6 protein-coding genes and 1 pseudogene are annotated in these 8,573 nt (G+C 59.3%); 1 reads left to right on the top strand and 6 read right to left on the bottom strand.

What is annotated here, in order from left to right:
* From WFM46_RS21510 to WFM46_RS21485, 6 genes and pseudogenes are all read right to left on the bottom strand, one after another.
* A partial coding sequence (locus tag WFM46_RS21510) for an ATP-binding cassette domain-containing protein (protein WP_336998491.1) occupies positions 1–620 on the bottom strand: 620 nt, incomplete at its 3' end.
* A gap of 4 nt (positions 621–624) precedes the next feature.
* Positions 625–2,703, bottom strand: a complete 2,079-nt coding sequence (locus WFM46_RS21505; RefSeq protein ID WP_103178416.1) for an ABC transporter permease — start codon at positions 2,701–2,703, stop codon at positions 625–627.
* A gap of 63 nt (positions 2,704–2,766) precedes the next feature.
* Positions 2,767–3,798: pseudogene (locus WFM46_RS21500) on the bottom strand (ABC transporter substrate-binding protein).
* Between the two features lie 13 nt (positions 3,799–3,811).
* Complete coding sequence (gene uhpC / locus WFM46_RS21495; RefSeq protein WP_336998490.1) at positions 3,812–5,113, bottom strand: MFS transporter family glucose-6-phosphate receptor UhpC; 1,302 nt, start codon at positions 5,111–5,113, stop codon at positions 3,812–3,814.
* Positions 5,114–5,198: 85 nt separating this feature from the next.
* Complete coding sequence (locus tag WFM46_RS21490; RefSeq protein WP_180210295.1) at positions 5,199–6,740, bottom strand: MASE1 domain-containing protein; 1,542 nt, start codon at positions 6,738–6,740, stop codon at positions 5,199–5,201.
* A complete protein-coding gene (locus WFM46_RS21485) occupies positions 6,740–7,369 on the bottom strand; it encodes a response regulator transcription factor (protein WP_156653973.1) in 630 nt (209 codons plus the stop codon). Before WFM46_RS21485 ends, WFM46_RS21490 begins: the two co-directional genes overlap by 1 nt.
* Positions 7,370–7,803: 434 nt before the next feature.
* Here WFM46_RS21485 and WFM46_RS21480 point away from each other — a divergent pair.
* Positions 7,804–8,573 (top strand): heme-binding domain-containing protein (locus WFM46_RS21480; protein ID WP_336998489.1); only part of this gene is annotated, 770 nt, incomplete at its 3' end.

Genomic DNA, 8,573 nt, shown 5'->3' with positions numbered 1-8,573 from the left:
ACGGTGTCCGACACCGCAAACGCCTCGCTCTGGTCGTGGGTCACATACAGCGAGGTGATGTTGAACTGCTTTTGCAGCTCGCGGATCTTATCCCGCATGCTGCGCCGCAGGTTGGCGTCGAGGTTACTCAGCGGCTCATCAAACAGCAGCACTTTAGGTTTGAGGATCAGGGCGCGGGCGAGCGCCACGCGCTGCTGCTGGCCGCCGGAGATCTGATCCACATAGCGGTCTTCGAAGCCCTCCAGATCCACCATCGCCAGCGCCTCTTTGACGCGGGATTTGATCTCCGCGCGCGACACGCCGAGCATCTTCAGGCCGTAGCCGACGTTCTCCCCCAGCGACATGTGCGGGAAGAGGGCGTAAGACTGGAATACCATGCAGATATCACGCTGCTGAATGGAGCGGTGGGTCACGTCTTCGCCGTCGATGAGGATCTGCCCGTCGGTGGGCTTTTCCAGTCCCGCCACCAGACGCAGCACCGTGGTTTTGCCGCAGCCGGAGGGGCCGAGCAGGGTCACCATCTGCCCCTGGGGGATCGCCAGGTTGATGTTTTCAATCACCGTGTTGGCGCCAAAGCGCTTGGTCACGTTACGCAGTTCAACGAAATGTTTCTGAGTCATAGTGTTACGCCTGGTTTTTGGCTTTTGAACGGGAGATACGCGCCTCACCGATGAGCCAGTCAAAGAGGAAAATGATCGCCAGCATGACCACAATCAGGATCGAGCCGTAGGCAATCGCCACGCCGTATTCACCGTCTTCCACGCGGTTCAGAATGTAGGCCGTTGCCACCCGGGTATCCGGCGTGACGAGGAACACAATGGCGCTGACGGTGGTAATGGCGCGCACAAAGCTGTAGATCAGCGCCGACAGAATGGCCGGGCGCAGCAGCGGCAGCAGAATGTGCGTAATGGTGCGCAGGCTCCCGGCGCGCAGGCTCAGCGAGGCTTCGTCCAGCGATTTATCGATCTGGCCCAAACCCGCGATCCCGGCGCGAATGCCCACCGGCACGTTACGCATCACCATGGAGATAATGACGATGGCGGCGGTGCCGGTCAGGTACACCGGGGCGCTGTTAAAGGCGAGGATGTATGACACCCCCGCCACGGTACCCGGTACCGCAAAGCAGAGCATGGTAGTGAACTCGATGGTCTTTTTACCCCTGAACTGCTGGCGCACCACCACCCAGGCGATCAGCAGCCCGAAGGCGGCGGTGATCGGCGCGGCGATCCCGGCGTAGAGCAGGGTATCAAGCAGTGAAGGCCACGCCCCGTCGCTCATTCCCTGGCCGAAGAGCTTGATAAAGTTATCCAGCGTCAGGGTGTAATCCACCCCCCAGTTGACGGTAAAGCTGCCGTAGAAAATGCTGCCGTAGAGGAGGGCGTTAAAGGCGATCCACACCGCCAGCAGGGCAACCACGCTCCACACCAGGGTGACCGGCAGGGGCTGGACGTCGCCGCGGTAGGACTTGCCGGAGACGGTGACGTAGGAGCGCTTGCCGATCCACATATACTGGATGCAGAAGACCAGCAGGGAGAAGAGCAGCAGGAAGGCGCCGAGGGTGCTGGCGGCCTGGTAGTCGAGCTGAGAGCCGGTGATGTAGAAGTAGATCTGCGTCGCCAGCACGTCGAAGTTACCCCCCAGCACCAGCGGGTTACTGAAGTCGGCCAGCGACTGGACGATGACAATCAAAAAGGCGTTGGCCAGCGCGGGCTTGAGCAGCGGGACAAAGACGCCGTTAAAGGTCTGCCAGCGGCTGGCGCGCAGGGTGTACGACGCCTCCTCCAGCGACGGATGAATGGTCTTGATCGCCCCGTCGAGGATCATAAAGGCCATCGGCGTAAAGGCCAGCACTTGCGCCAGCCAGATACCGGTGAAGCCATACAGCCAGTTGGTATTGGTCAGCCCAAACCAGTCCACCATCAGCTCCGTAATATAGCCGGAGCGACCCATCATCAGCGTCACGCCGAGACCTACCACGAACGGCGGGGTAACAATCGGCAGGATGGAGAAAATACGGCCAATAATGGCGCTGCGTCTGGCGATGCGGGTGGTGTAGATCGCCAGCACCAGGCCGAAGAAGGTGCAGCCGATGCCGACGGCGATCGAGAGCAGGATCGAGTTGATGATCACCTGGATGATATGCGCCTGGGAGAGCACATTCATAAACGCCAGCGGCGCGAACTCCCCGGCGTCGTTGGTGAACATCGGAATAAAGATGGCGATGCTCGGCCAGACGATAAAGATGCCGATCAGGGCGACGATGGTAATCAGCGAGCCGATGACAAAGCGGTCGCCGCCCAGCCACTCGAGGCGGGTGAGGGCCAGGGTCATGATCGCCCCCAGCGCTACAAACAGCACGATGGTGGCGTAGCCCAGGCCGCGTCCTTCGAGGGTGGCGCTGATGACCACAAAGGCCATGCACAGCAGCGCCCAGCCGGCGTCGAGGTAGTGGCGGCTACGCTGCTCGCGCTTCGCCTCGGTGAACGGGCGCACCAGCAGCAGGGTGGGGAGCAGATACCACAGCCAGCTAATGTTGAAGTGTGACCAACTGTAGGCGTCGAGGATCTCGTCGCCGGTGGACTCCAGCAGGCCGTAATCCAGGCTCCAGCTCGGCAGCAGGGCAAACGCCAGCCAGCTAACAAAAACCCAAAGGAAGACCGCATCCCGTTTTTTTACGGGATGGAGAGCGAGTGTCTGTGACATAGGTATTCCGGTGTTGTAGGCCGGGTAAGCGTAGCGCCACCCGGCAAAGGAGCAATAGCGGGCTTATTTACCCATCTTCACGTCGCTGACCCACTTGTTGATCAACGCCTTGCGCACATCCGTGGAGCCGTACTTATCCATGTCATAGCTGATGAGCTTCAGGTCATCGAGCTTCAGCGAGTTCGGCGAGGTCTCTGCGGTGGTGTTGGTCAGGATCTGATAGGACTTGCCCTGCTTCCACGCCAGCTCCTGGGCCTCTTTCGACAGCACCCAGTCCACGAAGAGCTTCGCGTTCTCTTCGTTGCGCGCCCCCTTCAGGATGCTGACGCCGCCAATCTCATACCCGGTGCCTTCGCACGGGGAGATCAGCTCCAGCGGCGCGCCCTGTTCTTTTTCCAGCGAGTAGTCGTGCAGGAAGCCGATGCCGATGGCCGTTTCACCGCGGGCGGCGTTACGCGCCGGGGCGATGCCCGATTTGGTGTACTGGGAGACGTTGCCGTTCAGCTGTTTGAGGTAGTCGAAAGCCTGGTCTTCCCCCCAGAGCTGGACGAAGGTCGCCAGCGCGGTGTAGGCGGTGCCGGAGCTTTGCGGATCGGCAATCTGGATCTCGCCTTTGTACTCCGGTTTGGTCAGATCTTTCCAGCACTGCGGCACCGGCAGGTTCTTCTCTTTCAGGCGCTGGGTGTTGACGCCAAAGCCCAGAATGCCCACCTACACCGCAGAGGAGAGGTTGCCTTTCACCTTGGCTGGATCGCGGAATTTCTCCATGATCTGCTCCAGGTTTTTCGATTTGTACGGCTGCAGCAGCCCCATCTCACCGGCCTGAGACTGCGGGTCCAGGGTGCCGCCGTACCAGACGTCAGCCTGCGGGTTTTTCTTCTCGGCATCCACTTTCGCCAGCGTACTGCCGGAGCCGTTGCGGATAAACGAGGTTTTGACGTCGTACTTGTCGCCAAACGCTTTGGTTTCGGCCTCGCACATTTCGTTGGTGGCGCTGCAGTAGACCACCAGGCGGCCTTTGGCCTGTGCGGCACCGGTTAAGGTTGCCAGCGCGATCCCGGAAGCAATGAGGGTAGAGAGAAGCGTTGTTTTCATTATTCAGCCCTTTTTATGACGTTATGTGACTGCGAGAAGCGGTGATGCCCGCCATCAGCAGCGGCATCAGGAGTAAACCCATCAGTACGGCGGCGATGGAGAGCAAACTGAACATTCCCGACCAGCCGTAGCGTTCGATAACCTGCGACAGCGGCCACCCGGCCAGCGCCGCCCCCAGATAGGCAAACACGCCAAGAAAACCGGTAATCGAGCCTGCTGCCTGCTTGTGCCCGCACTCCACGGCGGCAAGGCCGATGAGCATCTGCGGACCAAAGACAAAAAATCCCACCGTAAAAAAGCACATCGCCAGCAGGGCGTAGTGGTGAACCGGGGCCAGCCACAGGGCGGCGACCGACACCATCAGCCCCAGCGTGAACAGCAAAATCATCGGCGCCCGCTGGCCGCTGAACAGCAGATCCGACCCCCATCCGGCGAAGAGTGCCCCCAGCAGGCCGCCCACCTCGAACAGCATCACCGTGGCGTTGGCGCTCAGCAGGTTTACCCCGTGGCTCTCCGCCAGCCAGATGTTGCCCCAGTCGTTGAGGGCGATGCGGATCAGATAGACCAGCACATAGGAGGCCCCGAGCAGCCAGATCATCGGGTTTTGCAGCATGGTGGTGCGTAACATCTGCCACAGCCCCATCGGCGGGCTCTGCTGCTCCTGGCGCAACTCCAGCGGATCGTTGCGCCACTCCCCGACCGACGGCAGACCCTCTTCCTGCGGTGTGCCCCGCAGTTGTGTGGTCAGCCACAGGCCGAGCGAGATACTGATGATCCCCGGTGTCAGCATCGCTGCCTGCCAGCCCCAGCGATGGGCGGCGAAGGCACAGATCAGCGGAATAATGGCGCCGCCGATATTGATAGAGGTATTCCAGCATCCCCACCAGAAGCCGCGCTCGTTGCGCGAATACCAGTGGGTGAGCAACCTGGCGCAGGGCGGCCATCCCCATCCCTGAAAGAAGCCGTTCAGCGTCCAGATAAACAGCAGCAGGGGCAGGGAGTCGCCGAAGGCGAACAGCACGTTCAGCACCCCGGTCGCCATCAGGCCGATGCCCATAAACGCCCGCTGGCCTTTACTGTCATGCCACAGTCCGGCGGCAAATTTCGACAGGCCGTAGCTGAGGTAGAACAGCGATCCGATCAGGCCGATATCGCTCTTGCTTAATCCCAGATCTAACTGCAATGCGGGCAGCACGTAGTTAAGGCTTTTGCGCGTCAGGTAAAACGCGGCGTAGCCCGTCGCCATGCAGAGCAGCAGTCGCGGGCGCAGCCTGCGGTAGCGTTGAGTAACCTGTTCAGCTGACAGTGCGGGCATGGCGTTCTCCGTTTGTAATGACTGTATGAAAGCGCGACGAAAAAGGGATGAGAGAAAGTCTGGCGTGACTAAGACTTTTTCCTGGTTAGCGGTGTGTTTGTTGCAAAACTGTGGGCAGGTTAACAATTACGCGTGTGCCGCCCTGGGACTCCAGGGTGAACTCGCCGCCCAGGGCATGCACCCGCTCGCGCATCCCCTGGATGCCGAAGCCGGGGATCTGCTGCATGCTGATACCGTTGCCGTTATCCTTAACCTCCAGCCGCAGCTGGTTATCCTGCTCACAGAGCAGGACGCTGACCTCGCTGGCATCGGCATGTTTGCTGACGTTATTCAGCAGCTCCTGGAGTAAGCGATAGAGGGTGAAGACCAGGGTTTCACTCTGCGGCGGAGCGGTGAGCCGGTAGTCAAACCGACACTCAATGCCGCGCTCGGCAAAGGCGAACTCGTTCACCAGGTGGTGCAGCGCCTCGTTCAGGGAGAGCTCGTCCAGCACCGGGGGGCGAAGCTGGCGCAGCAGCTGGCGGGTGGAGTGGTGAATGCGGCGGGCCAGCTCGTTGATCTGCCCGGCGGCCTCTAACGCCTGCGGATTATCCCCCGCCCGTTTTACCAGCTGGGACTGGATCTGAATGGCGGTGATGTTCTGCCCAATCTCGTCGTGCAGCTCCCGGGCCAGGTGCTTGCGGGTATCTTCTTCGGTATGGATCAGCTTTTCGGTCAGCTCGCGTCGGGCCTGCAATTCTGCCTCCAGCCGACGACGATAGTGATCGAGGTTCATCGCCAGATGTTGCTGGCGGCTGATAGCGATCCCCAGCCCAATCCCCAGCAGCGACTGGGTGGCGAGAAAAATTTCCAGCTCCAGCAGATCGCTGAACCCTACGCCGACCTGACGGGCAATGGTGATCATCATGCTGCCCAGCAGCCCGGAGAGCACGCCCCCCTGCCAGCCAAACTTCCACGCCATCACCACGTTGGGCAGAAACACCACAATCAGCAGCAGCCGCTCCAGGGAGGGGGAGAGCACCATCTGGGTGCCGATACCGATGATAAAAAAGAGGCTACACCAGATGATAAGCGAGGTGCGCAGCGGCGGGTTGCTGGTATCGAGCCCCAGCAGATGGTAGCGATGCTGCTGGCGCAAAAACTCAAACACGAGGTAGACGAACGGCGTCAGCAGCACCCCGCCGGTAAAGGAGGCCAGCACCAGCAGGGTGGCCGGGCTTTCAAGGAACGGCGCCAGGATCAGGGTCTGGAGCAGGGCATTGAGGGTCACTGCCGCGATCAGCAGCGACAGACGCTGCCAGTAGAGGGGATAGCGGTGCCAGTAGTGCTGCGCCAGCCATGCACAGACGGTGCCCATCAGCGGCACCACCAGCATCAGGTGATGAGTCAGCAGCTGTTCGCCGTGCAGCCAGAACATCGCCGCCAGCGGAGGGAGGATCAGCGCCGGCCAGAAGCGGCGCGAAAGCACGATCAGCAGCGCCAGATAGACGCCCTGAGGCAAAAACAGCGCCGCCTGCTGCCCGTTGCGGGTGAGGTAAAAGCTCAGCGTCCACAGCATCAGCCAGCCGGTGCCCCAGGCCAGCATAATAAACAGCGAGAGGATGATGTGCCGCAGGGAGCGCCGCATTAGTGGCCCGTCAGCAGCTGGTGATCGAGGGCAAAGTGCACCAGCTCAATGGTGCTGCTGCACTGCAGTTTGCCCAGCACGTTGGCGCGATGAACATGGACAGTTTTGTGGCTGAGCTCAAGCTGGAAGGCAATCTCCTTCACGCTTTTGCCCTGGACCAGCAGCTCGAACACCTCTTTCTCGCGCGGGGTCAGTACCGCCAGCGCCTGTGATACCGGCTCACCGCCGCGCAGGGCTTTAACCGCATCGGCACACAGATAGTGGCCGCCCATGCCGACGGATCGGACCGCTTGGACCAGCTCCTCCGGGCCGCAGCGCTTGGTGAGATAGCCGCTGGCCCCGGCGTCCAGCGCGCTCTGCACAAAGGCGGGGGTGTCGTAGATGCTGAGGATAATGGCGCGAAATCCCGGGCGCTGCTGGCGCAGGCGTTTGAGCAGGCTCAGGCCGTTCTCATCGGGCATGGCGACGTCGAGCACCGCCACATCGATGGCCTCGCGGCTAAGGGCGGCCCAGGCCTCTGCGGCGCTGCTGTACTGGCCTTCCACCACCAGATCGTCTTCCAGATTTAACAGCTGGGCGAACCCGGAACGCACCACCACATGGTCGTCCACCAGCACCACTTTGATCATCTCAGATACCTTTACGAAGTCATTCGCCTATGATGCCTGTCAATGGTTGGCTGGCAATTGTGCAGCTGCGGTTATGTAACGGATGTAACAAAATTGCAATATTGCCGGGTGACGATTGCACCTTACCCATCCTGCAAACCATCAAAAAAAACAGCTCACATCATAGGCCGGGCAAGGGCATACGCCGTTCGACATAAACCAAGATTATTAATCTGCGCGAAGATTATTTTTAATATATATTAATATTCTCTTGTGTATTATTTGAGTGAATATTGGATTGTCATTCAATCGTTAAATCCTATTCCACTAATAGCATTTGCCAATAATTAATGTTGATTGCTGTCAACAAAATTCCCCGACGCCCTTTTATGATGAACCCGCCAAAAATATAAAACCAATTCTTATTATGGATGCTCTTTTTCTGAGGATGGAAAATGAAGAAATTAACCCGTATTGCTGCACTCTGCGCTACAGGTGTGGTGGCCTGTTATCTGGGGTTGTCAGGCTACGTCTGGTATCACGATAAAGCCCGTATTCAGGAAAGCGATGTTCAGCTCTCTGCAATAAAAGAAAATAATCAGATTTTGAGTCTGTTTCGTGAGAAAGGATGTGATTATTGCCATACCCCTTCCGCAGCATTACCTTTTTATGCCTCATTTCCGATAGCAAAACAGCTTATGGAATATGACACCCGCCTTGGCTATAACTCTTTTAATCTGGAAGCGGTGCGCAGCGCATTAATTGATGACCGTGCCGTGTCACAAAGCGATCTGAATAAAATCGAATGGGTGATGCAGCATCAGACTATGCCGCCGACACGCTATGTCGCACTGCACTGGGCCGGGCAACTGAATGACGATGAGCGCCTGCTGCTCCTGGACTGGATCAAAAAGCAGCGTGAAAGCCATTATGCCCGCCTGGACGTGGCGGCTGCCCATCGCAATGAGCCGGTGCAGCCGGTGCCTCGCGCGTTACCGGTTGACGCAGACAAAGTTGCCCTCGGCTTCCGCCTGTATCACGACACCCGTCTCTCCGGGGACAGCACGCTCTCCTGCGCCAGTTGCCATTCCCTGAACGCGGGCGGTGTGGATGGGCGACAAACTTCCCTTGGCGTTAATGGGGCGGTGGGGCCGATCAACGCGCCAACGGTCTTTAACGCCACCTTTAACGTGGAGCAGTTCTGGGATGGTCGCCCCGCCGATCT

Origin of the sequence: Leclercia sp. M50 (assembly GCF_037150775.1) — a bacterium.
GTDB lineage: Bacteria > Pseudomonadota > Gammaproteobacteria > Enterobacterales > Enterobacteriaceae > Enterobacter.
This window is presented reverse-complemented; position numbering and strand designations above follow the sequence as displayed.